Below are 24680 nucleotides of genomic sequence, written 5' to 3' on the forward strand. Positions count from 1 at the left end.
GCTGCTCAGGCAGACAGCAACAGCCTCTGGCGCAGCACCGAGCGGTGCCGGCAGGCCTTGCCAAAGGACTGGAAGATGGCCAGGTAATGGGGGTTATCCATGACCTGGAACTCGGGGTGCCATTGCACGCCCAGGGCAAAGCCCTTGCTGCTCTCGACCGAAATCGCTTCCACCAGGCCATCGGGTGCCAGCGCCTCCACCCTCAGCCCGGGGGCCAGTACGTCGATGCCTTGGCCGTGGATGGAATTGACGTCGAATATCGCCGGCAAGCCCATGCGGTCGAGCATGCCGCCAGGCTCTACATGCAGGGTGTGGCGCGGCCCGTATTGCTTGTCGAGGGGCTCATCCTTGCCTTCGCGGTGGTCCATGAACATGCCGGTCTCGTGGACCTTCTGGTGCAGGGTGCCACCCAACGCCACGTTCATTTCCTGGAAGCCGCGGCAAATGCCGAGTACCGGTACGCCGGCGGCAATGGCGGCGCGCATCAGCGGCAACGTGGTGGCATCGCGCAGAGGGTCGTGATGGGTGCCCGCGGCACTGGCCGGGCCGTTGTAGTGGTACGGCTCGATGTTGGACGGCGAACCGGTGAAGATCAGCCCATCCACCACGTCGAGAATATCGGCGCTGTCTATCAACCCACCGAGGCTGGGAATGACGATGGGCAGCCCACACGCCGCCTTGGCTGCCGCGCGCGCGTACTTCTCGCTGATGGTCTGGGTTGCATGCAGCTCAATCATGCTGGTGCATGCGGTAATGCCGATCACGGGCACACGTGGCATATCTTCCTCCGGCAAATCCATATTGCGCGTTGTATTGAAACGGTAGAAAGGGAGGGTGCAGCGTCGCTGTTCCAACCTCGGCACCTACAGGAACCAGCGGTATTCGCGGGCATCGATGTGGTGCATGAAGTCCAGTTGCTCCTGGTATTTGTTTTCGCAATAGACCATCACGAACTCGCTGCCCAGGCCTTCGTTGACCACCGGGTGGTGACGCATGGCGGCCAAGGCGCTGAGGGCATCCTTGGGGAAGTCGATGCCGCTCTGGCGGTTGTCGTTCAGCGGGGCGATGGGCTCCACGCCGCGATCCAGACCATGCTCCATCCCGGTCAAAATGGCCGCCAGCACCAGATACGGGTTGGCGTCGGCGCCAGCGAGGCGGTGCTCGATGCGCAGGTTGCGCGGGTCGGACTCAGGGATGCGGATGCACGCGTCACGGTCTTCGAACCCCCAGCTGGCCTTGCTCGCCGCGTTGACCATGGCGCCATAACGTCGGTAGGCATTGTGGTTGGGGGCAAAGATCGGCATGCAGTGCGGCAGCAGTTCCAGGCAGCCTGCCACCGCATGGCGCAGCTTGCGCTGTTCGCTTCCCGCCAGGATGTTATTGCCGGCAGCGTCGTACAGGCTGACGTGCACATGCATGCCGCTGCCTGGCGCGTCCAGGTAGGGTTTGCTCATGAAGCTGGCACGGTAGCCATGCTTCATCGCGATACCGCGGGTACTGCGGCAGAACAGTGCCGACCAGTCCGCCGCACTGAGGGCATCGTCGCTGTGCGAGAAGTTGATCTCGAACTGGCCTGGGCCCAGCTCTGCGGTGATGACGTTCGCCGGCACGCCCTGCTCGTTGGCGCCATCGACCATCTCGTGCAGGACCGACGAAAAGCGCGACAACCGCTCGATGTGCATATTCGGCTGATCGTCTTCATCCTCGGTCGCCGTGTCACGTGGATACTGGGGCAGGCCGTTATCAAGCTTGCGGTCGAACAGGTAGAACTCCAGTTCAAACGCCACCACCGGGCGGATGCCACGCTTGGCCAGACGCTGAAGCACACGCGCCAGCACTTCACGAGGCTCGAATTCGATCGGCTTTGCAGTGCCGTCGGACGTGATCAGCATCTGGGCGATCACTTCCTTTTCCCAACGCACCGGCTTCAGCGTACCCGGCACCAGGCGCCGGGCGGCATCCGGGTCGCCGTCGGCGAAGCAATAGTCACCAATCGGGTAAAGGCCGCCCTGGGTACCCAGCAGCACGCAGTTCTGCGGCAGCTTCAGTGGCGCACCGGCTGCGACTTTTTCCAGCATGTCCATGGGGTAGCGCTTGCCGTAGAAGTGCCCGGGGATGTCCAGCGCAATCAGGTCGACATAGCGAATTGCCGGGTGTTCTGCTCGGAACGAGCGCACTTCAGCCAGCAGATCCGGAAAGATGACACTCATCTTCTTATCCTTGTGAGGTGAACGAATTCAATTGAAGACCCAGAGCACACGGGTGGTTTTATCCGTCAAGTTGGCGTAACGGAACGGCGCATGGGGTTGCAGCTGGAAGCAGTCGTTGGCTTGCAGGGTCACGGCATCGCCCTGGTCCAGCCACACCGTGAGTTCGCCCTCGAGCACGAAACAGCCCTGCTCGGAACGGTCGCTCAAGTACGCCTCCCCACTGGTGGCGCCCGGCTCGAGAAGGCTGTCGAGCATGGAGAAGGCGCCTGCGATGGTCGGCGAGGCCAGCACGTCGGTGATGCCCGACTCCAGGTACAGCGTGCGCCGCTCGTGGGGGCGCGTGACCCAGCCAATGCTGCGGGGCTTGCTCAGGTTGTAGAAATACGCTGTTGATACGCCGAGCGCTTCGCTGATAGCGGTGAGGTCTGCCACGGTCGGGCGCGAAACGCCCCGCTCGACCTGGGAGAGGAAACCCACCGAACGGTTGATGCGCTCGGCCAGTTCACCCAAGGTCAGGTTCTTGAATTTGCGCAGGTCGTGAATAAGGATCGCGAGGGCTTCAACCTCTTCGTGCATCTTCATCGTTTCGGACTGCCGTGAAATTTTTAGACTTATTTTTCATGAAAATTTACACGAAAAATTTCACGCGTCAAGCCGAACGATGGAATTGGCCAGCCGCCAACAGAGGGCTTGCTGCGCAGCGAGGTGGATTGGCTGCGGTGGCGCGGGTTTCTTTACAGGCGCTCGACGAGTAGCCTCGTGGCTGAATCCTCCAGCCCGACCCTGTCCATCCCCATGCCAAACGGTTTCCCTGATTTGCCCTCACTCAATGCGCTACGTGTGTTCGAAGTGGTTGCCCGCCACCTGAACTTCCGCCTGGCCGCCGAAGAGCTGGGGGTGACCCAGGCGGCAGTGGCACAACAGATACGCGGGCTGGAAGCGAGCCTGAACCTTCGTTTGTTCGAGCGCCTGCCCCGGGGCCTGGCACTGACCGATGCGGGGCTGGGCTACAGCGGCAGCATTCGCAACGCTTTGGCGATGATCGATGAGGCAACCCGCCTGCTGCGGCCACAGGCGTCTCACCTGACGGTCAGCGTGACACCGACCTTTGCCTCCAAATGGCTCATTCCCCGGCTGGGCAGCTTTGCGCACAGCCATCCGGACATCGATTTACGTGTACTGGCCACAGATCGGCTGTCCCACTTCAATACCGACGGCGTGGATATCGCAGTCCGCTATGGCAAGCCCGACATCGGCGCGGGCTTGAACAGCGAACTGTTGATGGAACAGCGTATCGTCGCCGTGGCCAGCCCAACGTTGTTCGAAGCCTGCAAGGCCCCCACCAGCTTCGAGCAGCTTCAAGCGTTCACCCTGCTCCACGATGCCCATGATTTCTGGCCTCGGTTCCTTGCACAACTGTTCCCCCAACACGGGCAAGCGACTGCCAGAAACCTGCGGTTCAACCAGACTTCATTGGCCATCGATGCGGCCATCAGTGGTCAGGGTATTGCGTTGGCAAGCCTGGCGTTCGTCAGTGACGACATCGTCGCGGGCAGGCTGACCCAGGTCTTCGCTCAGCAACTCAGGCTCGATAAGTCGTTTTATCTGGTGTGGCCACGAAAGTTGCAGCAGCCGGAGTCTCTAGGCATCGTCCAGCGCTGGCTCAAGCAACAAGCAGGCAATAGTTAATCTACTGCCTTGCTGAAGTTTAGCTGTCTCCCTCGCTGCTAGGACTGCTGCTAATTTTAGTGCGCCTAAGCATTCAGCCATTAACGTTCCGGAGGCAGCATGTCAGTAGAAAAAGTTGCGATTATCACAGCAGGTGGCAGTGGTATGGGCGCGGCAGCGGCACGGCGCCTGGCCGCTGACGGGTTCAAGGTCGGCATCCTGTCCTCCTCGGGCAAGGGCGAATCACTGGCTGCCGAGCTCGGCGGTATTGGCGTAACAGGTAGCAACCAGTCGGTTGAGGACCTGAAACGCCTGGTCGATGCCGTGGTGGAAAAGTGGGGGCGCATCGACGTGCTGGTCAATAGCGCCGGCCATGGTCCGCGCGCGCCAATCCTGGAAATCAGCGACGAAGACTGGCACAAGGGCATGGACACCTATCTGCTCAATGTCATTCGCCCGACTCGCCTGGTGACGCCCTACATGCAGCGCCAGAAAGGGGGCGTAATCATCAACATTTCCACCGCCTGGGCGTTCGAGCCGAGTGAGCTGTTCCCGACGTCTGCAGTGTTCCGCTCGGGCCTGGCCGCATTCACCAAAATCTTCGCCGACCAATTTGCCGGGGACAACGTGAGGATCAACAACGTCCTCCCCGGCTGGATCGACAGCCTGCCAGCCACCGAACAGCGCCGCGACAGCGTGCCGCTCAGACGCTATGGCACCTGCGAGGAAATCGCCGCCACCATTGCGTTTCTTGCCAGCGAAGGCGCAGCCTACATCACCGGGCAGAACATCAAGGTCGATGGCGGCTTGACACGTAGCGTTTGATTGCCTATCGGCCCGCAGGCGCTGCTGTTGCCGTCGCTTCCTGCGAGGATGACGGAGCAGGCCTGGAAGACGGGAACAACCAGCCCTTCACCAACGCTGCCTTCAGCCAAGGTGCTTGTCGATCAGTCGCGCGACAGCCTTGGCATGCGTATGGCCGAGATCATGGCCGGCCTCGGGGAACACCTCCAGCGTGGCATCGGGTATCAATTGCACTAGCCGCTGACCAACCGTGATCGGACTGATCGCATCCTCTGCGCCCCAAAGCAGCAGTACCGGGAGTTGCAGTTCGTGCAATTGGCTGGACAGGTCGGTGCGATCATCCAGGAACCAGCGTGGCAGGGTTGGGTAATCTGCTTCGAACGCCTCGCGCCAGTCCGTAGCACCCAAAGCAGGGAGGTTCAAGCCGCCCGAGGTGGCGGCTAGAACCAAGTGAGTGACCAAGTCGGGGCGCTCAAGTGCGATAAGCACTGCGACAACCCCGCCCATTGATTGCGCCACCAAGGCCGTGGGCCTGTCGATTTCTGCGATCGCCATCTCGGCGAGATGCTTCAAACCGGTGATGTTCGGCTTGGCTGGTGTACTGCCAAATCCAGGCCAGCCCATGTGTTGCACGGCAATTGACGTTTCGAGGGCTTCGGCGACCGGGCACCAGAATTGTGTGTTGCCGGAGGCGCCGGGAAGAAACAGTATCTTTTCGGGGGTATTAGTCATGGCTCGGTCCTTGAGTCAGGGATAAAGAAACTTACGGCCATTCAGCACTATTCGCAAATGATGTCCGCTCAGGGCCGTTAGCGCCTCTGGATCGGGCTGAACAGCTTTGCTCGCCCGTGATCGCAGGCCAGTCGACTGATCGAACCAAGGCGTTTACGCTGGCGCTTTCCCACCTGCACGGAAGCGCCAATGACAGAGGCATACCAAGGAAGCTGCTTGTGTGCAGCAGTCTCTTACCTGCTACTCACCCCACCCAAGGCAGTGACCCACTGCCACTGCAGCCAGTGCCGCAAAAGTCACGGCGCCGCATTCGCTTCGTACGGCAGTATTCCGCGCAGCATGCTGCGAATATTGCGCGGCGCTACCAGCATCAAGGCCTTTTCTTCATCACCGACGGTTACGCGCGAGTTCTGCACGGAGTGCGGCTCGACCTTGTTCTGGTCACGCGCCCAAGGTGAGTTTGCCGACTGGATTTCGATAGCGCTGGGAACGCTTGATACTCCGTTCCTGCCCAGGAAGCAGAAACATGTTCACGTCGACGCTGCTGCCCCTTGGTACTCACCCTGTAACCCTGACTCATAACTCTTGGCAGCACATCAAGCCACCCGATAGAGCAATCACGGCTAGGCACCCCGGTGCCTGAACAACGGATGCTAGCGCTTACCGCACCTTCCAGAGATTCCGTTCGTTGACTGACTCACAGCACAACCCTAGCTACATGAAACGGTTCGAAACCGTGCTTGCCTACATCGACAGCCACCTCGAAGGTGACCTGTCGGTGAATGCCTTGAGCCGCATCGCTAACTTCTCGGTGTTTCACTTCCATCGGCAGTTCACGGCCTACATGGGCGTTCCGGTTTCACGGTATGTGCAACTGATGAGGCTTCGACGCGCAGCGCATCAACTGGTCGCCTCGCCCGCGACGCCCATACTGGAGGCCGCATTCGGCGCCGGTTTCGAAAGCCCCGAAGCCTTTGCCAGAGCGTTCAAGCGCGCCTTCGGCATGGCGCCGAGCACGTTCGCCAAGGCGCCGAACTGGCAGGCCTGGAGTGCGGTATTCAATGTTCCTCACCGATCCAGGAGTATCACCATGCAGATCCGTATCGTGAATTTCGCCGAAACCCGCGTGGCCGCGCTCGAACACCAAGGGCCGCCCGGCCTGGTCAGCGAAAGCGTCGCGCGTTTTCGCCAATGGCGCATGCAAAGCGGCCAGTCGCCTGTGGCCAGCAGCCGTACCTTCGGTATCCCCTACGACAACCCCGACACCACCCCGGCCCACGCCTTTCGCTTTGCCGTGTGCGGCGAGATAGACGAGGCAGTGCACCCCAACGATTTCGGCGTGCATGAACGGGTTATACCGGTAGGGCGTTGTGCCGTGATTCGACATACCGGCTCGCCTGACTATATTGGCGAAACCATCTACCCGCTTTATCGTGACTGGCTGCCATCGAGCAACGAAGAACTGCGTGATCATCCGTTGTTCTTTCATTACCTGAGCGTCTATCCGGAAACGCCACTGGAGCAATGGCAGACGGACATCTACGTGCCGCTGAAATAGGCTGAGCCATGCACAGCGGGCGTAGCCAACTTGGCCGGCCCAGAGGCATGGCCGGGCAACCGAGCCGGGGCTCAGATACGTACCCTGGATGCCTCGCCATGCGTCTGGAGGCGTGTTTGCTTGCGATAAAAGGCGTGAATGGCCCACACCACCCCTACGAACAACAAGGCTGTTCCAAGCGCTTCCATAGGAGACGGCCAGCGTTGGTTGATGAGCAGGCCCATCGTAGTTGCATAAATGGTCCCGCTGGCGATCAATTGCCCGCTCAGCGCCAGCGGAAGACGCCGCGTTGCGATTGACCATGCCCAGGCACCTGCAAGGGTGGCCCCTAACCCCTGAATCAGCCCACAGACGATCAGCGCCTGAGTACCTGCCAATCCGCTCGGATGGCTAGCGAAATGAGACAGTTTCAAGTACAGCCCAACCGGGATGAACGCCAGCATTTCGACGCTGCACATGAAGATCAACATGGCTGACCACAACATGGGAGACATGCTTGGGCGTCGAGCCAAAGCACTTTCATTCAACAGACCAAAACCGGTCCAGAATGCGATTGCCAACAACGATGCAAGCAACCCAAGCAGTAACGACGCGGTCGGGAGCACTACCGCCGCACGGCTAGCATCAAACACGCTCAGATTGACCAGGCTGATGCCCAGGGCCGCCACCAGCAGTGGCCCGACAATGGCGCGCCAGGGCACGCTGGCACTGCGCAGGTTGCCGGAGGGATCACCGGCCCGGCTGCCAAGACCGCAGTGGTGATCAGGAAGAAGTAGCCAATGTATCCCAAGAAGCCCAGCAGTGCGGCACAGGCCCAGTCAATCAGTCGCAATTGCCGCACTTGGCTACGGTAAACGAATAGCACCAGCAGGCTACCTAACCCGGCAAAGGCATAGCTCACCACCGCCAGGTCAAAAAGGCTGTAGTCACCGACCAGCCCCGGAAAGATGTAGAGCAGTGACCAGGAAAAGGTGGCGGCAATGGCCGCTAACAAGCCCAGGGTCATACGCCCTGCTCCTGCCTCTGGATCCAGCAATGAGCTATCTGTCGGGCAGTGTCGAATACCCGCATGTCCTGGCCCATCGCGCCGCTGACAAAACTGCCTTCCAACAAGATAAACAACCCTTGGGCAACTGCGTCGGGGTCGTTTATACCGGCGCTTATGGCCAAGGCAGCAAGGTTTTCGCGTATCCCTTGCTTATGCCTGCTCACTGCCAAATGCACGGGGTGGCTAAACTGGGGGAATTCAGCCGCACTGTTAACGAACAGGCACCCGCGCTCGCTATCTTTTAAAAGAAAGCGTTCATACAAATCGAAAAAAGCAAGCATGCCACTGACCGGCTCAGGATGCCTGGCCAGGGTGCGCGCTACCTCTTCACGCCAGCGTCGGTCACGCTCCTCAAGGCAAGCCACTATCAGCGCATCCTTGGAGGGGAAATGGCTGTAGAGCGTCATCTTGGTAACACCCGCCATCGCGGCAATGGCCGTTACCCCCGTCACATATAAACCTTGCGACAGAAACAGCTTCAGCGCGGCATCAATCAAACGCTCACGGGTATTGTCCAATTCAAGGCACTCCGGCAAAGGGACGGAGCTGACTATACTGACCGGTAAGATTAAGGCTGCATCCAGATGCGACCTGAAGCATGGCCGCTACGACACAGAGCGCAGCAGCAAAATGCAGGCCTGGCCAATCAGAAGCTTGCTACGCCAGCTAAGCGCCCCTGCACTTGGGATGCGAATCTGGGCTGTGTGGCTGATCGTGCTGTCTACCTTCTTGCGATACACCGCTTGGCCCAACGTGTCTTGGCCATGCAGGTGGCAACTGTGGTTACCGAGATCGATCCCGCCCCGTGCTGACTCGCTCGTGATGATGGCCTCCAAAACAAAACACCCTGCGAAAGCTCAGCCCTCGCAGGGTGTGGGGGTGACCCGTTCATTTAGCCGGGCCTACGCTGAGCTTTCGTGCACGCTAAAGCCGGTACTGCATGGATGCGGTCAAATCATCGATCATTTTTTGAAGAAGACCCGACAGCGTTGCTGAGGCCTTTCGAATTATGATCGCCTGGCGTCGTTCGAGAGATGGCCGTGGACTTGGCCAAACCGCGAGTGTCCTTGGAGTGAGCGACACCCGAGGTGGTGGTGCCATGACCGTTGTCGCTGTTGCGCGAGCTTCCGTAATGATTGCCGCTTACCCCATGATCGCGTGTCGCCTTTCCAGCGTGATCACTTCCAAGGCCCTTCCCGCTTCCACTATGCCCTCCCATGCCACCGCCATGTCCGGCGCCGTTTCCACCGCCATGTCCGCCGCCACCGCCATGACCACCGCCACCACCGCCGCCGCCACCACCGCCGCCCTTGGCATAGGCGGAACTGATAGGGGAGATATCGGCAGGCAAGAATGCCGTCATCCCAAGTGCCAATGCACAAGCAAAGACAGCAACCAAAGGTTTTTTCATTTTTTGTTCGGCTCCGGAGGCGCGAGTGGGTGGCTAAGTGCGGGTTGGACCTGACACAGACACCAAAGTTCTCGCATGCCGACAGACTGCCAGGTAAACGCCGATCACGTTTTCCCGAGCGCGTAATGAGCAACATCTCGACCGCGCCAGGCCCATTTTTTCGACCGATAGCGCAGAGTTCAATAACTACCGGCGCCCCATCCACAGGTTCGACGGCGCAAATAACGTGGTCCGCTGTGCAGTGTTCTTGGCCAAGCCACGAAAGCGAGGCTTCACATAACCGAACTGGCGCTTGAGCGGACGACTGTGTCAGCACAGGTAGCCTGCCCCGTCCTGACGTGTTCGGAGAATCCTCAGCCAACCAAGCAGGGCCGAGCCCGCCAGTGCTAACAGCCCTTGAGGTTCCGCCTTGCTATTGGCGTCTCCCACCGTCAGGATGGATGCTTCATCAGGCTTAAGGAGAGAGCCGTGTTTCCCATGAACGTGTGGTTCGCCTATACCGCCGCCTGCGTACTGTTGGTGCTGGCACCGGGCCCTGACAACTTGTTGGCCATTGGCCGCGGTCTCAGCCAGGGTAAAGTCGCAGCGGCTGTATCCGGCATGGCGTCAGGCGCAGGCATTCTGTTTCACGTTGCAGCTGCTTCGTTAGGCTTGACCCTACTGATGCAAACCTCGGTGCTCGCATTTTGGGTGATCAAGCTCATTGGTGCCGGCTATCTGCTCTGGCTAGGGATCAAGGTTCTGCGCGCTCGTAGCCTGATAAGCTTTCAGCCGGCGTCCAGGCAATCTCTGCCCAGCATTTTTCTGACCGGTCTGCTTTCGGCTGCGCTCAACCCCAAGCCAGGTTTGTTCGTGCTGGCGTTCATTCCCCAGTTCGTCGACCCCGCACGCGGGTCGGTCAGTGTGCAGATGATGGTTTACGGCGTGTGGTTCGCTGCACTCACGGCATTGGGGTTTGCCTTGATGGGCATTTTCGCCACGGGACTGTCTCGCTACCTGTACCGGCGGCCCCGGCTGGTGAATGGGCTGAACGTGGGCGCAGGCCTCACCTTCGTTGCCTCCGGCGTCTCGATTGCGGCGTTGAGCCAGAGATAGCAAGCAGGATAAAGCGGCGGGGCTGCGTATGAGCCCCGCGTTTCATCACGATGCTGAAGCCTCGTCGGCCAACTTCGCATGGGTGTTCAGCTCCTCAGCGATAAAGGCCGATATCATCGCCCGATAGACCTGCTCCACCACCTCAGCTGAGGCACCGGTTTCGTCAGCCATCTCACGAACCTTCCTGATCACTTGCTCGACCCGGGCAGGCGCACGCACATCATCGGTGGTTTTCTTGAAGCCCGCTGCTTGCGTCACGAGTTTTCCACGTTTGGCGAGAAGCGAAACGAGGCTGCGGTCGATTTCATCGATCCGTTGACGGACTTCGTCCAGAGAGGTGCAAGGTACATCCATTTGCTTGACTTCCTTTTCATGAGCCTGCGATGGATTGGAGCAGGCTGTCGTGGGTGATCGGGGCGTGCAGTGTAGCTTCTATGCTAGGTTCGCTTCACGCTCCTCAGAGGGGGTGTAACGCCGCAGGGAAATCCCAATCCATTTCGAATAACCAGCTCACGCTGCGTGGCGCAGATCGTGATAATGCAGATCTTCCACGCCAACCATCTTTCGCCCCGGCTTGAGCAGCCTGCTTGCGGGCGAATGTCTGGGACTCTTGGTAGACTAGGACACCCTTTTTCTTGAGGCGGACCTGGACGGTATAGCTAACCGTCGAATCGGCCTTTTTCCTTGCTCTGATCGTTGCCATGATTTCCGGTGGTACGAGTGTGATTGGCGGCGGCAGCCCGCACCACTGTCAAACCCAACACGCCCCCAGAAAATGGTACATAACTGCGTAGCCCAGAATGCTCCTAGAAAACGCTTCAAAGCCACAAACCACGCGCCCTGAGCCGTCACGCCGCTTCAGCGTTGCACCCATGATGGACTGGACCGACAGGCATTGCAGGTTCTTCCTGCGCCTGCTCTCCAGGCAAACCCTGCTCTACACCGAAATGGTCACCACCGGCGCCCTGCTGCACAACGACGCTCACCGTTTCCTGCGCCACGATGCTTCTGAGCACCCGCTGGCCCTGCAACTGGGTGGCAGTGTGCCGGCCGACCTGGCCGCTTGTGCGCGGCTGGCTGAAGAAGCGGGCTACGATGAGGTCAACCTCAACGTTGGCTGCCCGAGCGACCGGGTGCAGAACAACATGATCGGCGCGTGCCTGATGGCTCACCCGGCGCTGGTGGCCGACTGCGTGAAGGCCATGCGTGATGCCGTATCGACGCCTGTCACGGTGAAGCACCGCATTGGTATCAACGGCCGTGACAGCTACGCCGAACTGAGCGACTTCGTCGGCCAGGTGCGTGAGGCCGGCTGCCGGAGTTTTACCGTGCATGCACGCATCGCGATTCTGGAAGGGCTGTCGCCGAAAGAGAACCGCGAGATTCCGCCGCTGCGCTATGACATCGCAGCGCAGTTGAAAAGAGACTTCCCGGACCTGGAGATCGTGCTCAACGGCGGGATCAAGACCCTGGACGAATGCCAGGCACACCTTGAAACCTTCGATGGCGTGATGCTGGGGCGCGAGGCGTATCACAACCCTTATCTGCTGGCCGAGGTGGACCAGCAGCTGTTTGGCAGCGATGCGCCGGTGGTCAGCCGTAGCGAGGCATTGGCGCAACTGCGGCCTTACATCGTGGCGCATATGGAAAGTGGCGGCGCGATGCACCACGTTACCCGGCATATTCTGGGGCTGGCCCAAGGATTCAAAGGGGCGCGGCGCTTCCGTCAGCTGCTGTCGGCAGACATTCACAAGGCGGCCGAACCCTTGGCAGTGTTTGACCAGGCCGTGGAGTTGTTGCAGGGGCGGTAACCTCAGAGGGAGGGAACCTCGGGCTTGCTTGCGACTCGAATCTTCACCTTTCGTACAGCCCTGTGCGGGCCAGCGGGTCCGCAGGGTTTCGGCGGCCCTTGAGCGGCTGCCGGGGCTCGGGTAATGTCGAGTAAATGCACAGGACAGAGCACGCCCATGACCTCCAAGCTGGAACAACTCAAGCAGTTCACCACCGTGGTCGCCGACACCGGGGACCTGGACGCCATCACCCGCCTGAAGCCGGTCGATGCCACCACCAACCCGTCGCTGCTGCTCAAGGCTGCTGCCATCCCGGGCTACGCCGACCTGCTGAAACAGGTGAAGGCCGACGCCAAGGGTGATGTCGACCTGGCCTGCGACAAGTTTGCGGTGGCGGTAGGCTCGGGCATTCTCAAGGTCATCCCGGGGCGCATCTCCACCGAGGTGGATGCACGCCTGTCGTTCGATGAGCCAGCCCTGCTGAACAAGGCCCGTCAGCTGATCACCCTGTACGAGGCGGCCGGAGTGGCAAAAGAGCGTGTGCTGATCAAGCTGGCCTCCACCTGGGAAGGCATTCGCGCCGCCGAAAAGCTGGAGAAGGAAGGCATCCAGACCAACCTGACCCTGCTGTTCTCCTTCGCCCAGGCCCAGGCTTGCGCCGATGCCGGGGTGTTTTTGATTTCGCCGTTCGTGGGCCGCATCTACGACTGGTACAAGAAGAGCACCGGTCAGGAATACGTGGGCGCCGAGGACCCAGGCGTGCAGTCGGTCACGCGCATCTACAACTACTACAAGGCCAATGGTTACAACACCGTGGTCATGGGCGCCAGCTTCCGCAATATCGGCCAGATCGAACAACTGGCCGGCTGTGACCGCCTGACCATCAGCCCCGAGCTGCTGCAGCAGCTGAGTGATGATCAGGGTGAGTTGCCGCAGGTGCTGAAACCGGGCAACGCCGGTGAAGCCAAGCAGCACCTGAACGAAAGCCAGTTCCGTTGGGCGATGAACGAAGACGCCATGGGCACCGAGAAACTGGCCGAAGGTATTCGCCAATTTGCGCGGGACCAGGAAAAGCTGGAGAAGTTGATGGCTGAAAAGGCCTGATACAGTTCGGGTTTGCCTGACGGGCGGGAAGTGTTCAGTATTTTCCGCCCGTTTTGTTTGCCACGCCTTAGTTGTGTATTGAATTCTCGGGCCTGTTCGCGGGCAAGCCCGCTCCTACACCGATCGATGTAAGGGCGGGCTTGCCCGCGAACAGGCCGCCATAGCCACCCGAGCTGTCGATGACCTCCCCTAACCCGTTGCCCCTCGTTCTCGCCGGCCCGGTACTGCGCCGCCTGGAACCCCAGCGTCTGGCCGTCTGGCTGGTCACTACCCAACCACTGCAGCCCGAGTTCGTCTGCCTGGCAAGCGAGGCCCAAGTCGATTGCCAAGTGGTGCCTATTGGCCGGCATGCCTACGTTCACCTGCTGGACATCCAATTCGCCAGCCCCCTGCCCTGCAACCAGCTGCTCGACTACGACCTGCTGATCAACGGCCAGGGTATCGCCGACTGGGCCCCACACCTGCTCTACCCCGGCAACCCACGCCCGAGCCTGGTGCTGCGTGAGCGCCTCGACCATTTGCTGCACGGCTCCTGCCGCAAGCCGCACCACCCTGCTGCCGACGGCCTGCTGTGCGCCGACCGGCTGCTGCAGGGGTGCAAGAAGCCCGAAGACCGCCCCGCCGTGCTAGTGATGACGGGCGACCAGGTTTACGCCGACGATGTCGCTGGCCCCATGCTGCGCGCCATCCATAGCCTGATCTCGCGCCTGGGCTTGTTCGACGAGCAACTGGAGGGTGCGGTGGTAGCCGACAGCCAGGCGCTGTACCAGCACCCGGCCAGCTACTACCACCGTGCCGACCTGCTGCCGGCGCTGGAGCGCAACGACACCCTGCGCGAGCGTTTCTTCGGCGGCAAGCGCAAGCCGATCTTCTCGTCCAGCAACGCCGACAACCACCTGGTGACGTTCGCCGAAGTCATGGCCATGTACCTGTTGGTGTGGTCGCCGCTGCCCTGGCAACTGGTGGACCTGGGCATCCCCAGCGGGCTCAGCGACGAGCATCAAGCCCGATACCGGCAAGAGCTGCCGCTGATCCAGGGGTTTGCCGACAATCTCGGTCAGGTGGCGCGAGTGATGGCCCACCTACCCTGCCTGATGATCTTCGACGACCACGACATCACCGACGACTGGAACCTCTCGGCGCAGTGGGAGGAAACTGCCTACGGCCACCCATTCTCGCGAAGGATCATTGGCAACGCCTTGCTCGGCTACCTGCTCTGCCAGGCCTGGGGCAACAACCCGGACGATTGCAATCCGCTGATCAAGCAGTGCCAGGTGCTGACCCGCCAGAACCAGGATGAGCTGATCGGCGAGCTGCTGCGCTTCCAGGGTTGGCAGTTCAGCCTGCCTACAGAACCACCGCTGCTGGTACTGGACACCCGTACGCGGCGCTGGCGCAGCGAAAGTAACCTGGCCAAGCCGTCCGGCCTGCTGGACTGGGAAGCGCTGAGTGAATTGCAGCAAGCACTGCTCGATCACCCCTCGGCGGTCATCGTGTCGCCTGCGCCGATTTTCGGGGTGAAGCTGATCGAGACGGTGCAGAAGGTGTTCAGCTGGCTGGGCTACCCGCTGCTGGTGGATGCCGAGAACTGGATGGCCCACCGCGGTGCAGCGCAGGTCATCCTCAATATCTTCCGCCACTCGCGCACGCCGGGGCACTACGTGGTGCTGTCGGGGGATGTGCATTACTCGTTCGTGTATGAGGTGCTGATTCGCCACCGCCAGCGCAGCCCGCACTTGTGGCAGGTGACCAGCAGCGGAATCAAGAACGAGTTCCCCCGCCGTTTGCTGGATGTGCTCGACCGGCTCAACCGCTGGCTGTATGCGCCGCGTTCACCACTGAACTGGTTTACCAAGCGGCGGGAGATGGAAGTGGTGCCGCGCACGCCGAACCATAGCAAGGCGGGGGAACGGTTGTGGAATGGTGCCGGGCTGGGACAGGTGTTTTTTGATGAACAGGGGCGGCCAGCGCGGGTGTATCAGCTGGATGCGGGCGGGGGTGAGGCTACAGAGTTTAAAAACCGGGAGCAGTGAGATTCAGAATTTTTACAGCCTGTGCCGGCCTCTTCGTGGGTAAACCCGCGCCTACGGAGGGTTAAGATCCCTGTGTAGGAGCGGGTTTACCCGCGAAGAGGCCCGCACAGGCTATAAATCAGCTCCGCTCCAGCGCATTGACCAGATCATGGAAGGCTTCGCGGTTGGAGTCATTCAGGCCCATGAGGATCTTGTGCGCCTCCAGCACCTTGGAGCGCACCACATCTTCATTCTGGTCCTGCGACGGCAAGTCGGTCAGGCAATCGGTGCAGGGTATCGGCCGATCGACGATGTTGAACACCTGATCGAAGCCCATCGACTGCAATAACCGTGAAATGTCCGGATTGGTAGTCACCACCGTCGGCAGCAGGCCCACCTTCTGCCGTGACAGGATCGACAGCTTCGCCAGCAGGCCCAGCGTGGTGCTGTCGATACTCTCGGTTTCAGTCAGGTCGATGACAATCGCCGAGAAGTTCAGCGCAGTGAAAATCTTCTCGATCGTCGCATCCAGCGCCGAACACAGGGTCAGGCGCACTTCACCAACGAATTTCAGTACGAAGGTACCGCTCTGCTCGGCGAACTGAATTCTACCGGTACTCATTGAAGGTTCCTGCTCAACACCAATAGGGCGATATCATCCGGCATCTCCCCAAGCGTAGCCAATCCAAATCGTTGACGCAGCCCATCCAGACTGCCACCTGCTGCCTTGACGATCTCCGGCAAGGCGGCTTCTTTATCTTTGAGCGTATCACCCGGCAAAAGGTCCAGAATGCCATCGGACATCAGGCTGAGGCTGAACTGCGGGGGCAGTTCCACCACCAGGTCCTGGTAGGTGGCCTCATCGAACAACCCCACCGGCAGGCCGCGGCCTTCCAGGTAGCGGCAATGCTCGGGGGTGTACAGTACCGGCAACGGCAAATGGCCGCCGACAGCGTAGGTCAGCAGGCCGGACTCTTCGTCGATTACCCCGCCGACCATGGTGACGTGCTTGCCCAGCTTGCTGTTGATCAGGCCGCGGTTGATGTGGCTGAGCACTTCAGACGGCTTGAACTCACGCATTCTGCTGCGCTTGAGCTCGAACATGAGGCGCGTGGTCATGAATTTCAACAGCACGGTGACAAAGGCCGACGACGCCCCATGCCCGGATACATCGGCGAGGTAGAAAGCAATGCGCCGCTCGTCCACGCGGAAATAATCGACAAAATCACCCGAAAGGTACAACGACGGGATGATCTGGTGCTCGAAGGCGAACTCGCCGGCCACCCAGGGGCTTTCCGGCAACATGTTCATCTGCACCTGGCGACCGGCGGTCTGGTCCTCCTGCAACAGGTGCAGGCTGGCCTCCAGTTCGCGGTTGGCGGCTTCGAGCTTGTCGCGGTAGCGCTGGTTTTCCAGCACAAGGCGCGAGCGGTCGAGGGCGCGGCGCACCGAATGCTCGAGTACGGCCAGGTCTTCCAGCGGCTTGATGAGGTAGTCGGCGGCGCCCAGGCGCAACGCTTCCACCGCATCACTCATGACGCCGGCACCGGACACCACGATCACCGGCAACTGCGGCGCGCGCTCGCTGACTTGACGGATCAGTTCGAGGCCGCCCATCTGCGGCATGCGCAGATCGCAGATCACGAGGTCGGGCTGGTGTTCTTCGAAGACCTGAAGCCCCTGCTGGCCATTACCGGCCTGGAGGACGCTGAAACCACTGTCTTCAAGATAGGCGGCGAGGCTGGCACGGACCACGTCGTCGTCATCGATGATCAGCAGCGTTGCACTGGTTTTCTGCATGTGGGCGAACGGCGCCGATTTAGGTTGGTGCAGCGGTGTCGGCAAGGCAGACGGCCAGCTACGGGAATTCTTTATGGTCACACTCTACTTGAGTTGTAGGACAAGAACACCTGCCCGGCAACTGTCAGAGGTACCTTGTAAGGCGCAGACGGTACTCCCATCCGGCAGGGGTTTCAAGCATGCTGGGGTCGACCTCGCCGCTCTTTACAGGGCAAATCACCGGGAGTTATAAGAAAGTTGACCAGCGCAACCCGACGGGAAGGATGCAGCATGCCCCACACGCCCTCCAGCCATAGCGAGAAACGCGACTTCATTCGCATGCGCATCGACACCGAGGTCAGCCTTTTGCACGAAGGCCAGGTGATTGCGGCGGTGTGCCTGGACCTGTCCAGCGGTGGCATGCAGGTGCAGGCGCCGCAGCGCTTTCTGGTGGGTGATCTGATCGAGGTACGGATCGATTCCGACCATCCGGCGCTGAAGGGGCTGCATGCCAGCACCGAAGTGGTATGGATTGCCGACCAGCCGGGCGGGCAGCAGAAGTTCGGGCTGCGGATCCTGGCCATGCATTGATCCTGAGGCCGCTTTGCGGCCCCAGGTTCACAGATCAGAAGTCGTCTTCGACCTCGCCATCCTTCACCTTGAACTCGCGGTTTTGCAGGTAGGCGTTGCGAATGAAGATGTACTTGTCACCCTGAATCAGCTTTTCGGCCGAGAGCAGGCTGGCACGGGTGTCGATCAGGTCCAGCGCGAAGATCGAATTGCGCGTAGGCACGTGGTCGATGTAGCGATAAGGTTTGGTGTAGGTGTCCGGGTACCTGGCCACACCATCACGCACAGTGCTTGGGCCCAGCAGCGGGATGACCACATACGGCCCGCTCGGCACACCCCAGTAGCCCAGGGTCTGGCCAAAGTCCTCGTCGTTGCGCTGCAGGCCCATCTTGGTACCCACATCGAAGAAGCCACCCAGGCCGAAGGTGGTGTTGACGATCAACCGCGCCGTATCAACGCCCGCCGCATGCGGCTTGAGCTGCAACACGTTGTTGGCCAGGTTGGTCACGTCCCCCAGGTTGCGAAAGATGTTGTGGATGCCATCTTCGAGGAACTGTGGAGTGACCGCTTGGTAGCCCTTGGCCAAGGGTTTGAGGGCATAGGTGTCGAGGGTATCGTTGAAGCGGAAGATCGGGCGGTTGACCGCTTCCCAGGGATCTTCCTCGGTGGCCGCCTGGGTGGCTGCCACGGGCGCCAGCAGCATGCTGGCACAGACACAGGCCTGGGTGACTCGTTCGATCACACTGGCACCGATCCTACGCATAGATGTTTCTCCATCGAATTTCTCGGCCGCAAGCGCAACAGGTCGCGCTGCTGTTAAGGCGGCAGTATAGAGACTTGCGGGCTGATAAACAGCCTTACACATTTTTGCTCCATATTTTGTGAACAACTGTTGCTCGGCGACCGATGTCACAGGACGGTAACAATCAACGCATAGCCTTCGAACCATTTGAGGGAAGTTGCCATGGACACTGCGCCCGCCTTCACCGCTGTACTGTTCGGCTTGCGCGGCTGCCTGGTGCAGGCCACCCATGGCGCGCCATCACCCGCCCCCGGCGCCCTCGCCACCCTTGCCAGCCTGCGTCAGCGCCAAGTGCCGTGCATCTGGCTGGATGACCTCAATACCGCACAAAGCGAGCGCCTGGCCCATGTGCTGCCCGACTGGCTTCCAGGGCATGCGGTCAATGGCGTGCACTGGCCAGCGCCGAACGCTTGCTGGCAGGCACTGATGGCGCTGGACAGCGAGCGCCTGGATGGCTGCGTATTGGTCAGCGGCGACCCGCGCCTACTGCAGTCTGGCCTTAACGCCGGCTTGTGGACGGTAGGCCTGGCCGCCTGCAGCCCGTTATGCGACCGCACTTCTGCGCAATGGCAAGCCATGAGCCCGCAAGAGCAGGATCTGGCGCGTAGCAAGGCGACGCTGGCGCTATTCAGCCTGGGCGTGCACTCGGTGATCGACCATCTGGAAGCGCTGGACACCTGCCTGGTGGACATCGCCCAGCGCCGGCGCAAGGGTGAAAAACCCTGATACAGCAGCCTTGACGCGGATCATGCAAATCGCCAGCAGGTAGATTACCCTGAAGACAGGCCAGAACCTTTGCCACGTCGCCGAGGTCCATGGCTTGCCAAGCCATTGATGGAGAATAGCCAATGCCTGCCCGCGAATTGCAAGAGCGCCTGAACAGCTTGCGCGAGCAACTGGACCGCAACGTACCGCTTTCGGAAGAAGAGCTGGCCGCCCTGCACGAAGAGGCGCGCCAGATCGAGGCGCAACTGAAACTTGAGGAAGCCACGCCAGACAACAACCTGGTGGACGGCGTAAACCTGGCGATCGAACGCTTCGAGGCCGACCACCCCGACCTCACAGCCACCCTGCGCAGCATTGCCAACTCGCTGCACAGCATGGGGATCTGAAATAGCGGGGGCCGCTAAGCGGCCCCCCCTGTAATTACTGCCGAACCAGGCGCTTGTTGTCCGGGCTGATCGCCCCGGTGCTGCGATACGGGTTGATGTCCAGCCCACCCCGGCGCACATAGCGCGCATAGACCGTCAGGTGCTCCGGCTGCAGCAGTTTCTTCAGGTCCAGGTAAATCCGTTCCACACACTGCTCATGGAAGTCTGCATGCTGGCGGAAGCTGATCAGATAGGTCAGCAGGCTGGCGTGGTCCAGCGCCCTGCCCTTGTACTCGACCACTACGCTGCCCCAATCCGGCTGGCCAGTGACCGGGCAGTTGGACTTCAGCAGATGGCTATGCAGGGTTTCTTCCACCACCCGCGCCGGGTCGCAGCGCAACAGCTCTGGCTGCGGCTGCTCGTAATTGCTGATGGCCACATCCAGTGCATCGATGCACTGCCCCGGCAACGCCACCACACCCTGGGCTTCAACCTCGGCCAAAGTGCGCACCTTCACCCCCACTGGCTTGCCGGCAGCGGCGGTAAGGTCTTTTTCCAGGCATGCCTGCAACGCGCCCAGCGAGGTGAACACCGTCTGGTTCAGCGAGTTGAGGTACAGCTTGAATGACTTGGACTCGATGATGTTTGGCGAATCAGCCGGGATGGCGAATTCGCCGATCGCAACCACCGGCTTGCCCGAAGGCAGCAGCCAGCTCAGCTCGAAGCAGTTCCAGTAATCCACCCCCTGCCAGGGCAAGGTCTGTGCAGTGACGCCCAGCTCGGCCCACTTGGCAGTACGCGGGATCGGGAACAATTGCTCCGGGGAGTAGGTGGCGATGTATTCGCTGGACTTGCCCAGCGGGGAATGTTCGGCAGCGGGATGCATGGAAACTGACCTAGAGGTTCGAAAATGCCCCTAGTCTACCGGTTTTGCACCCCGCCTTGCAGGGCCAGTCACTCAATGGTCAATGTCCCGACCATACCCGCCTGGTAATGACCCGGCACGTTGCAGGCAAACTCGATGGGTGCCGATTGGCGGAAGGTCCAGGTCAGCTCGGCGCGCTGGCCGGGCATAACCATCACAGTGTTGCCACCCCCGTGACCATGGCCGTCACCGTGGTCCATCATTTGGCCGTGGCTCATGATCTTGCCGTGATCCATACCTTCGTGGTTCATGGCCTCGGTGAACATCTTGCCTTGCATGGCAACCATTTCCTTCTGGTGTTCGGCATGCATGGCCTTGTCGCCCAGGTTGAATTCGTGCGGCAGCTTGCCCTCGTTGACCAGTACGAAGCGCACCGTCTCACCGGCTTTTACCTGCAGGCTTTTGGGCTCGAAGGCGATGTCCTTGAGCACCACGTTGACCGTACGGGTGGCCTTGGCCGCCGGGGCAGGCTCACCAAAGGTCTGGGCCTGGCCAGCGAAAGCCGGCAGGCTGCCCAGGGCAAGTGTGGCGGCAATGAACAGGTGTTTCATGATGACTCCGGAAATACACAGCAGGATGAAGCCACATTAGCCGCGGGCGACTGGCAGCTACCTGACAGGCACATTACAACTTCGTCAGCTTGGGCGAGCGGGCACATCGTCACGTATCATTTCACCCACCCCATTACCTCTGTGCTAGCGGTAAAGCGACGCCATAGGCTACGCACAATCTTTCAGAATATGGACAGTGCATGAAACTGCTGATCGTCGAAGACCAGGCCCGCACCGGCCAGTACCTGAGCCAAGGCCTGAGCGAGGCCGGCTTTGCCACCGAGTTGGCTACCGATGGCGAGACCGGCCAGTTCCTGGCCCTGACCGGCGACCACGACCTGCTGATCCTCGACGTGATGCTGCCTGGCCGCGACGGCTGGCAGATTCTTCAGGCCGTGCGCCAGGCTGGCCTGGATACGCCAGTGCTGTTCCTGACCGCCCGCGACGCCGTCGAGGATCGCGTGCATGGCCTGGAACTGGGCGCCGACGACTACCTGGTCAAGCCGTTCGCCTTTTCCGAACTGCTGGCCCGGGTACGCAGCCTGCTGCGCCGTGGCACCAGCCCGAGCCAGGACACGATCCTGAGCCTGGCCGACCTGCGCCTGGACCTGATCCGCCGCCGCGCCGAGCGCGCCGGGCTGCGCATCGACCTGACCGCCAAGGAATTCTCACTCCTTGAGCTGCTGCTGCGCCGCCAGGGTGAGGTGCTGCCAAAATCGCTGATCGCCTCGCAGGTGTGGGACATGAACTTCGATAGCGACACCAATGTGATCGAAGTGGCCATCCGCCGCCTGCGCCTGAAGATCGACGACCCGCACCCCAACAAGCTGATCCACACCGTACGCGGCATGGGTTACGTACTCGAAGAGCGCAACGAGTGATGCGCCGGGTTTCCCTCGGCAGCCGCCTGGCCCTGCTGTTCGCCGCCTGCACCGCCACCGTCTCGCTGGGCGCCGGCCTGCTGTTCAGCCGGGCCAGCGAGCAGCACTTCGTCGAACTTGACCAACAACTGCTGGACTCGCGCCTGTCATTGTTTCGCACGCAACTGGCTGGTGTCAGCACGGCTGATGAGCTCCAGGCCCGCCTGCCTGCCCTGCGCGATGAACTGAGTCACCAGGCCGACCTGGCCCTGCGCATCAGTGCCAGCAATGGCGCCACCTGGTTCGAAAGCCGCAGCGGGCTGCCGCAAGCAGCGCTGGCCACCGGGCTGGCCACCCTGCATGCGCCAGGCATCGACTACCGTAGTCTGTCCGTCCCCCTGAAACAGGGCACCATGCAGTCGCCGCGACTGACCCTGTACCTCGACATCACCCACCACCAGCACTTCCTGCAGGGCATGCAACGGCTGATCTGGCTGACTGTCGGCCTGTCGGCGCTAACCACCGCACTACTGGGTGCCTGGGCCGCCCGCAGCGGCCTGCGCCCATTGCGGCAGATGGGCCAGGTAGCCGCCAGCGTGTCAGCGCGTTCGCTCACCACCCGTTTGCCGGTGGCGCAGATGCCCGAAGAGCTGGCCGAGCTGGCCAGCAGCATGAACGCGATGCTGCAGCGCCTGGACGATGCCTTCCAGCGCCTCTCAGCGTTCTCTGCCGATATCGCCCACGAGTTGCGTACGCCGCTGTCCAACCTGCTGACGCACACCCAGGTCACCCTCACCCGCCCACGCAGCCTCGAAGAATACCGAGAGGCGCTGCATGGCAACCTGGAAGAACTGCAATGGATGGCGCAGATGATCAACGACATGCTGTTTCTGGCCAAGGCCGACCACGGCCTGCTGGTACCGGGGGACGCGCCTTTGGCGCTGCATGACGAGGTGGATGCGCTGCTGGAGTACTACGCGCCCCTGGCAGAAGACAGCGACGTGCAGATGCTGCGCGAGGGTGAAGCCGTAGTGCACGGTGACCGACATATGCTGCGCCGGGCACTGTCCAACCTGCTGGACAACGCCATGCGCTTTACCCCGGCAGGCGGACAGATCAAGGTAACCCTGGGGCCGGGGCCGACGATCAACGTGGCCAATACCGGGCTGGCTATCGACCCGGCCGCGTTACCGCGACTTTTCGACCGCTTCTACCGGGTGGACCCGGCTCGACGGGAAGGCAGCAGCGAGCATGCGGGGCTGGGCCTGGCGATTACCCGGTCGATCGTGCAGGCCCATGGCGGACGTATACGGGCAGAATGCGAGGATGGGTGGACCCGATTCTTGATCGAGTTCACTCAAGATCGGTAACCCAGGGGCGCTTTACGCCCCCAGGATCTCAGGCAAACATCAAACCGCCAGGCCAATCGCCGGCTGCACCTGCGATGCCCGGTAGGCCGGGTAAATGGTCGCCAGGAAACTCATCACCAGGCCGGCGGTGCAGATGATCGCCACATCCCCCCACTGCAACTGCGACGGCAAGCTGCTGACGAAGTACACATCCGACGTAAAGATGTGCTGCCCGCTCACCCGCTCCAGCCAGCCGACGATCTGGCTGACATTGAACGCCGCAATCACGCCCAGTACGCCACCAATCAGTGTGCCGACAATGCCGATCAGGCTGCCCTGGACCATGAAAGTGCCCATGATCTGCGCCGGTGTGGCGCCCAAGGTACGCAGGATGGCAATGTCCGGGCCCTTGTCGTTCACCACCATTACCAGGGTGGCGATGATATTGAACGCCGCGACCGCGATGATCATCATCAGCAACAGGCCGATCATGGTCTTTTCCATCTTCATGGCGCTGAACAGGCTGCCCTGGGTATGCGACCAGTCATCGGCCCGGTAGGCGTCACCAAGCCCGGCAGCAATCGCCTTGGACACCTGCGGAGCGGCATACAGGTCGTGCAGCTTAAGCCGCACACCTTGCACCTGGCCTGGCGCCCAGCGTTGCATCTCGGCTGCATCAGCAACATGGATATAGGCCTGCGACCCATCCAGTTCGGCGCCGACCTTGAAGATGCCAACCACGGTGAGGCGCTGCATGCGCGGGGTGATGCCACCCGGTTCCTTGCTGATTTCCGGCACGATCAAGGTCAGCTTGTCGCCGGTGTTCAGGCGAAAGCGGCGTGCGGTCAGTTCACCGATGACCACGCCAAACTCACCTGGCTGCAAGCCCTGCAGGCGGCCCTGGACGATGTGTTGGCCAACGATGGAAACCTTGCCCTCCTCGGCCGGGTCGATACCACCCACCTGGATCGGCTGCATGGCGCCCTTGTACGACAGCATGCCTTCCATCTCGGTAATCGGCGCCGCAGCCATCACCGCCGGATTTTTCATGGCTGCGTCGGCCACCTTGTGCCAATCGTCCAGCGGCTGCACGCCGAGGATGGCGGCATGCGGCACCAGGCCGAGAATGCGCGAGCTCATTTCGCGCTGGAAGCCATTCATCACCGACAGCACCACGATCATTGCCAGCACGCCCAGCGACAGGCCGATCATCGAAGTCATCGAAATGAACGAGATGAAGTGGTTGCGACGCTTGGCTCGGGTGTAGCGCGCGCCGATAAAGATGGGCAAGGGTCTGAACATGTACGAAATCACCCAATGG

The 24680-nt window shown here is 61.0% G+C and carries 28 protein-coding genes and 2 pseudogenes; 13 read left to right on the plus strand and 17 right to left on the minus strand.

Going from position 1 to position 24680, the window contains the following annotated elements; genetic code table 11:
• Positions 1-5: 5 nt before the first annotated feature.
• The 3 genes from ACF8FG_RS09570 to ACF8FG_RS09580 all read right to left on the minus strand — a co-directional run bounded on the left by ACF8FG_RS09570 (position 6) and on the right by ACF8FG_RS09580 (position 2792).
• Positions 6-779: a gamma-glutamyl-gamma-aminobutyrate hydrolase family protein gene (locus tag ACF8FG_RS09570; protein ID WP_318078846.1), complete on the minus strand. Its 774-nt coding sequence runs from the start codon at positions 777-779 to the stop codon at positions 6-8.
• An 84-nt stretch (positions 780-863) separates the two neighbouring features.
• A complete protein-coding gene (locus ACF8FG_RS09575) occupies positions 864-2210 on the minus strand; it encodes a glutamine synthetase family protein (RefSeq protein WP_003248849.1) in 1347 nt (448 codons plus the stop codon).
• Positions 2211-2237: 27 nt separating this feature from the next.
• Positions 2238-2792 carry a helix-turn-helix domain-containing protein gene (locus ACF8FG_RS09580; RefSeq protein ID WP_014591753.1) on the minus strand — a complete coding sequence of 185 codons (555 nt, stop codon included), beginning with the start codon at positions 2790-2792 and terminating at the stop codon, positions 2238-2240.
• Positions 2793-3005: 213 nt separating this feature from the next.
• On the opposite strand from ACF8FG_RS09580, the gene ACF8FG_RS09585 reads away from it, so the two are divergent.
• Positions 3006-3899, plus strand: a complete 894-nt coding sequence (locus ACF8FG_RS09585) for a LysR substrate-binding domain-containing protein (RefSeq protein ID WP_318078849.1) — start codon at positions 3006-3008, stop codon at positions 3897-3899.
• A gap of 99 nt (positions 3900-3998) precedes the next feature.
• Positions 3999-4703 (plus strand): SDR family oxidoreductase, encoded by a 705-nt coding sequence (locus ACF8FG_RS09590; RefSeq protein ID WP_134697959.1) that lies wholly within the window; start codon positions 3999-4001, stop codon positions 4701-4703.
• A gap of 102 nt (positions 4704-4805) precedes the next feature.
• Here ACF8FG_RS09590 and ACF8FG_RS09595 read toward each other — a convergent pair whose 3' ends face one another.
• Complete coding sequence (locus tag ACF8FG_RS09595; protein ID WP_392518734.1) at positions 4806-5414, minus strand: alpha/beta fold hydrolase; 609 nt, start codon at positions 5412-5414, stop codon at positions 4806-4808.
• Positions 5415-5603: 189 nt separating this feature from the next.
• Here ACF8FG_RS09595 and ACF8FG_RS09600 point away from each other — a divergent pair, with 189 nt between their 5' ends.
• Positions 5604-5996 (plus strand): GFA family protein, encoded by a 393-nt coding sequence (locus ACF8FG_RS09600; RefSeq protein WP_080590207.1) that lies wholly within the window; start codon positions 5604-5606, stop codon positions 5994-5996.
• 136 nt (positions 5997-6132) lie between these two features.
• Positions 6133-6972 (plus strand): AraC family transcriptional regulator, encoded by an 840-nt coding sequence (locus ACF8FG_RS09605; protein WP_318078843.1) that lies wholly within the window; start codon positions 6133-6135, stop codon positions 6970-6972.
• A gap of 71 nt (positions 6973-7043) precedes the next feature.
• Here ACF8FG_RS09605 and ACF8FG_RS09610 read toward each other — a convergent pair whose 3' ends face one another.
• The 5 genes and pseudogenes from ACF8FG_RS09610 to ACF8FG_RS09630 all read right to left on the minus strand — a co-directional run.
• Entirely contained in the window at positions 7044-7673 is a 630-nt protein-coding gene (locus tag ACF8FG_RS09610) for a hypothetical protein (protein WP_392518737.1), read from the minus strand.
• Positions 7607-7978 carry a hypothetical protein gene (locus ACF8FG_RS09615; protein ID WP_392518739.1) on the minus strand — a complete coding sequence of 124 codons (372 nt, stop codon included), beginning with the start codon at positions 7976-7978 and terminating at the stop codon, positions 7607-7609. The genes ACF8FG_RS09610 and ACF8FG_RS09615 overlap by 67 nt, the downstream gene beginning before the upstream one ends.
• On the minus strand, positions 7975-8538 hold the full coding sequence (locus ACF8FG_RS09620; protein ID WP_014591759.1) for a TetR/AcrR family transcriptional regulator: 564 nt from the start codon (positions 8536-8538) through the stop codon (positions 7975-7977). The genes ACF8FG_RS09615 and ACF8FG_RS09620 overlap by 4 nt, the downstream gene beginning before the upstream one ends.
• Before the next feature lie 437 nt (positions 8539-8975).
• Positions 8976-9431 carry a hypothetical protein gene (locus ACF8FG_RS09625; protein ID WP_140400476.1) on the minus strand — a complete coding sequence of 152 codons (456 nt, stop codon included), beginning with the start codon at positions 9429-9431 and terminating at the stop codon, positions 8976-8978.
• Positions 9432-9617: 186 nt separating this feature from the next.
• Positions 9618-9734 (minus strand): annotated as a pseudogene (locus ACF8FG_RS09630) (IS5/IS1182 family transposase); the annotation flags it as partial.
• 174 nt (positions 9735-9908) lie between these two features.
• On the opposite strand from ACF8FG_RS09630, the gene ACF8FG_RS09635 reads away from it, so the two are divergent.
• Positions 9909-10526: a LysE family translocator gene (locus ACF8FG_RS09635; RefSeq protein ID WP_080557811.1), complete on the plus strand. Its 618-nt coding sequence runs from the start codon at positions 9909-9911 to the stop codon at positions 10524-10526.
• 45 nt (positions 10527-10571) lie between these two features.
• On the opposite strand, the gene ACF8FG_RS09640 is transcribed toward ACF8FG_RS09635, so the two are convergent.
• Positions 10572-10880 (minus strand): chorismate mutase, encoded by a 309-nt coding sequence (locus tag ACF8FG_RS09640; protein WP_014591761.1) that lies wholly within the window; start codon positions 10878-10880, stop codon positions 10572-10574.
• 208 nt (positions 10881-11088) lie between these two features.
• Positions 11089-11229: pseudogene (locus ACF8FG_RS09645) on the minus strand (site-specific integrase); the annotation flags it as partial.
• A gap of 97 nt (positions 11230-11326) precedes the next feature.
• On the opposite strand from ACF8FG_RS09645, the gene dusA reads away from it, so the two are divergent.
• From dusA to ACF8FG_RS09660, 3 genes are all read left to right on the plus strand, one after another.
• Complete coding sequence (gene dusA / locus ACF8FG_RS09650) at positions 11327-12337, plus strand: tRNA dihydrouridine(20/20a) synthase DusA (RefSeq protein WP_104887302.1); 1011 nt, start codon at positions 11327-11329, stop codon at positions 12335-12337.
• A 156-nt stretch (positions 12338-12493) separates the two neighbouring features.
• Complete coding sequence (gene tal / locus ACF8FG_RS09655) at positions 12494-13420, plus strand: transaldolase (protein WP_076403423.1); 927 nt, start codon at positions 12494-12496, stop codon at positions 13418-13420.
• Between the two features lie 179 nt (positions 13421-13599).
• Positions 13600-15453, plus strand: coding sequence for an alkaline phosphatase D family protein (locus ACF8FG_RS09660; protein WP_070384152.1), 1854 nt, complete (start codon positions 13600-13602; stop codon positions 15451-15453).
• 118 nt (positions 15454-15571) lie between these two features.
• Here the strand turns inward: ACF8FG_RS09660 and rssC are convergent, their stop codons facing one another.
• Both rssC and rssB read right to left on the minus strand, forming a co-directional pair.
• Positions 15572-16054, minus strand: a complete 483-nt coding sequence (gene rssC / locus ACF8FG_RS09665) for an anti-sigma factor antagonist RssC (RefSeq protein ID WP_010953152.1) — start codon at positions 16052-16054, stop codon at positions 15572-15574.
• Complete coding sequence (gene rssB / locus ACF8FG_RS09670) at positions 16051-17232, minus strand: two-component system response regulator RssB (protein WP_010953151.1); 1182 nt, start codon at positions 17230-17232, stop codon at positions 16051-16053. Before rssB ends, rssC begins: the two co-directional genes overlap by 4 nt.
• A 270-nt stretch (positions 17233-17502) precedes the next feature.
• On the opposite strand from rssB, the gene ACF8FG_RS09675 reads away from it, so the two are divergent.
• Positions 17503-17802, plus strand: a complete 300-nt coding sequence (locus tag ACF8FG_RS09675) for a PilZ domain-containing protein (protein ID WP_003248821.1) — start codon at positions 17503-17505, stop codon at positions 17800-17802.
• Positions 17803-17836: 34 nt separating this feature from the next.
• Here the strand turns inward: ACF8FG_RS09675 and ACF8FG_RS09680 are convergent, their stop codons facing one another.
• Entirely contained in the window at positions 17837-18544 is a 708-nt protein-coding gene (locus ACF8FG_RS09680; protein WP_014591765.1) for a VacJ family lipoprotein, read from the minus strand.
• A gap of 201 nt (positions 18545-18745) precedes the next feature.
• On the opposite strand from ACF8FG_RS09680, the gene ACF8FG_RS09685 reads away from it, so the two are divergent.
• Together ACF8FG_RS09685 and ACF8FG_RS09690 are read left to right on the plus strand one after the other, a co-directional pair.
• Positions 18746-19309, plus strand: a complete 564-nt coding sequence (locus ACF8FG_RS09685) for a hypothetical protein (protein WP_014591766.1) — start codon at positions 18746-18748, stop codon at positions 19307-19309.
• Positions 19310-19431: 122 nt separating this feature from the next.
• Positions 19432-19695, plus strand: a complete 264-nt coding sequence (locus tag ACF8FG_RS09690) for a DUF4404 family protein (protein WP_003248815.1) — start codon at positions 19432-19434, stop codon at positions 19693-19695.
• 34 nt (positions 19696-19729) lie between these two features.
• Here the strand turns inward: ACF8FG_RS09690 and queF are convergent, their stop codons facing one another.
• Entirely contained in the window at positions 19730-20560 is an 831-nt protein-coding gene (gene queF / locus ACF8FG_RS09695; RefSeq protein ID WP_070384153.1) for an NADPH-dependent 7-cyano-7-deazaguanine reductase QueF, read from the minus strand.
• Between the two features lie 68 nt (positions 20561-20628).
• Complete coding sequence (locus tag ACF8FG_RS09700; protein ID WP_014591768.1) at positions 20629-21150, minus strand: plastocyanin/azurin family copper-binding protein; 522 nt, start codon at positions 21148-21150, stop codon at positions 20629-20631.
• Positions 21151-21350: 200 nt separating this feature from the next.
• Here ACF8FG_RS09700 and cinR point away from each other — a divergent pair, with 200 nt between their 5' ends.
• Positions 21351-22031 carry a two-component system response regulator CinR gene (gene cinR / locus ACF8FG_RS09705; protein ID WP_014591769.1) on the plus strand — a complete coding sequence of 227 codons (681 nt, stop codon included), beginning with the start codon at positions 21351-21353 and terminating at the stop codon, positions 22029-22031.
• The gene (gene cinS, locus ACF8FG_RS09710; protein WP_110159986.1) at positions 22028-23380 is read left to right on the plus strand and encodes a two-component system sensor histidine kinase CinS; all 1353 of its coding nucleotides are present in this window, start codon (positions 22028-22030) and stop codon (positions 23378-23380) included. The genes cinR and cinS overlap by 4 nt, the downstream gene beginning before the upstream one ends.
• A gap of 39 nt (positions 23381-23419) precedes the next feature.
• On the opposite strand, the gene ACF8FG_RS09715 is transcribed toward cinS, so the two are convergent.
• Positions 23420-24661 carry a lipoprotein-releasing ABC transporter permease subunit gene (locus tag ACF8FG_RS09715; RefSeq protein ID WP_014591771.1) on the minus strand — a complete coding sequence of 414 codons (1242 nt, stop codon included), beginning with the start codon at positions 24659-24661 and terminating at the stop codon, positions 23420-23422.
• Positions 24662-24680: the final 19 nt, after the last annotated feature.

It is taken from the genome of Pseudomonas sp. YQ_6 (genome assembly GCF_043103245.1).
Taxonomy (GTDB): Bacteria; Pseudomonadota; Gammaproteobacteria; order Pseudomonadales; family Pseudomonadaceae; genus Aquipseudomonas; species Aquipseudomonas alloputida.

What these genes read in the sequence shown, in the direction of transcription:
- queF (WP_070384153.1), bottom strand. Translation starts at nt 20,560, where the DNA reads ATGCATCCCGCTGCCGAACATTCCCCGCTGGGCAAGTCCAGCGAATAC.
- ACF8FG_RS09635 (WP_080557811.1), top strand. Translation starts at nt 9,909, where the DNA reads ATGAACGTGTGGTTCGCCTATACCGCCGCCTGCGTACTGTTGGTGCTG.
- ACF8FG_RS09660 (WP_070384152.1), top strand. Translation starts at nt 13,600, where the DNA reads ATGACCTCCCCTAACCCGTTGCCCCTCGTTCTCGCCGGCCCGGTACTG.
- ACF8FG_RS09595 (WP_392518734.1), bottom strand. Translation starts at nt 5,414, where the DNA reads ATGACTAATACCCCCGAAAAGATACTGTTTCTTCCCGGCGCCTCCGGC.
- ACF8FG_RS09600 (WP_080590207.1), top strand. Translation starts at nt 5,604, where the DNA reads ATGACAGAGGCATACCAAGGAAGCTGCTTGTGTGCAGCAGTCTCTTAC.
- ACF8FG_RS09680 (WP_014591765.1), bottom strand. Translation starts at nt 18,544, where the DNA reads ATGCGTAGGATCGGTGCCAGTGTGATCGAACGAGTCACCCAGGCCTGT.
- ACF8FG_RS09675 (WP_003248821.1), top strand. Translation starts at nt 17,503, where the DNA reads ATGCCCCACACGCCCTCCAGCCATAGCGAGAAACGCGACTTCATTCGC.
- ACF8FG_RS09685 (WP_014591766.1), top strand. Translation starts at nt 18,746, where the DNA reads ATGGACACTGCGCCCGCCTTCACCGCTGTACTGTTCGGCTTGCGCGGC.
- ACF8FG_RS09640 (WP_014591761.1), bottom strand. Translation starts at nt 10,880, where the DNA reads ATGGATGTACCTTGCACCTCTCTGGACGAAGTCCGTCAACGGATCGAT.
- rssB (WP_010953151.1), bottom strand. Translation starts at nt 17,232, where the DNA reads ATGCAGAAAACCAGTGCAACGCTGCTGATCATCGATGACGACGACGTG.
- ACF8FG_RS09590 (WP_134697959.1), top strand. Translation starts at nt 3,999, where the DNA reads ATGTCAGTAGAAAAAGTTGCGATTATCACAGCAGGTGGCAGTGGTATG.
- ACF8FG_RS09585 (WP_318078849.1), top strand. Translation starts at nt 3,006, where the DNA reads ATGCCAAACGGTTTCCCTGATTTGCCCTCACTCAATGCGCTACGTGTG.
- rssC (WP_010953152.1), bottom strand. Translation starts at nt 16,054, where the DNA reads ATGAGTACCGGTAGAATTCAGTTCGCCGAGCAGAGCGGTACCTTCGTA.
- ACF8FG_RS09625 (WP_140400476.1), bottom strand. Translation starts at nt 9,431, where the DNA reads ATGAAAAAACCTTTGGTTGCTGTCTTTGCTTGTGCATTGGCACTTGGG.
- ACF8FG_RS09580 (WP_014591753.1), bottom strand. Translation starts at nt 2,792, where the DNA reads ATGAAGATGCACGAAGAGGTTGAAGCCCTCGCGATCCTTATTCACGAC.
- ACF8FG_RS09605 (WP_318078843.1), top strand. Translation starts at nt 6,133, where the DNA reads ATGAAACGGTTCGAAACCGTGCTTGCCTACATCGACAGCCACCTCGAA.
- ACF8FG_RS09575 (WP_003248849.1), bottom strand. Translation starts at nt 2,210, where the DNA reads ATGAGTGTCATCTTTCCGGATCTGCTGGCTGAAGTGCGCTCGTTCCGA.
- ACF8FG_RS09690 (WP_003248815.1), top strand. Translation starts at nt 19,432, where the DNA reads ATGCCTGCCCGCGAATTGCAAGAGCGCCTGAACAGCTTGCGCGAGCAA.
- ACF8FG_RS09570 (WP_318078846.1), bottom strand. Translation starts at nt 779, where the DNA reads ATGCCACGTGTGCCCGTGATCGGCATTACCGCATGCACCAGCATGATT.
- ACF8FG_RS09715 (WP_014591771.1), bottom strand. Translation starts at nt 24,661, where the DNA reads ATGTTCAGACCCTTGCCCATCTTTATCGGCGCGCGCTACACCCGAGCC.
- dusA (WP_104887302.1), top strand. Translation starts at nt 11,327, where the DNA reads ATGCTCCTAGAAAACGCTTCAAAGCCACAAACCACGCGCCCTGAGCCG.
- tal (WP_076403423.1), top strand. Translation starts at nt 12,494, where the DNA reads ATGACCTCCAAGCTGGAACAACTCAAGCAGTTCACCACCGTGGTCGCC.
- ACF8FG_RS09700 (WP_014591768.1), bottom strand. Translation starts at nt 21,150, where the DNA reads ATGAAACACCTGTTCATTGCCGCCACACTTGCCCTGGGCAGCCTGCCG.
- cinR (WP_014591769.1), top strand. Translation starts at nt 21,351, where the DNA reads ATGAAACTGCTGATCGTCGAAGACCAGGCCCGCACCGGCCAGTACCTG.
- ACF8FG_RS09615 (WP_392518739.1), bottom strand. Translation starts at nt 7,978, where the DNA reads ATGACCCTGGGCTTGTTAGCGGCCATTGCCGCCACCTTTTCCTGGTCA.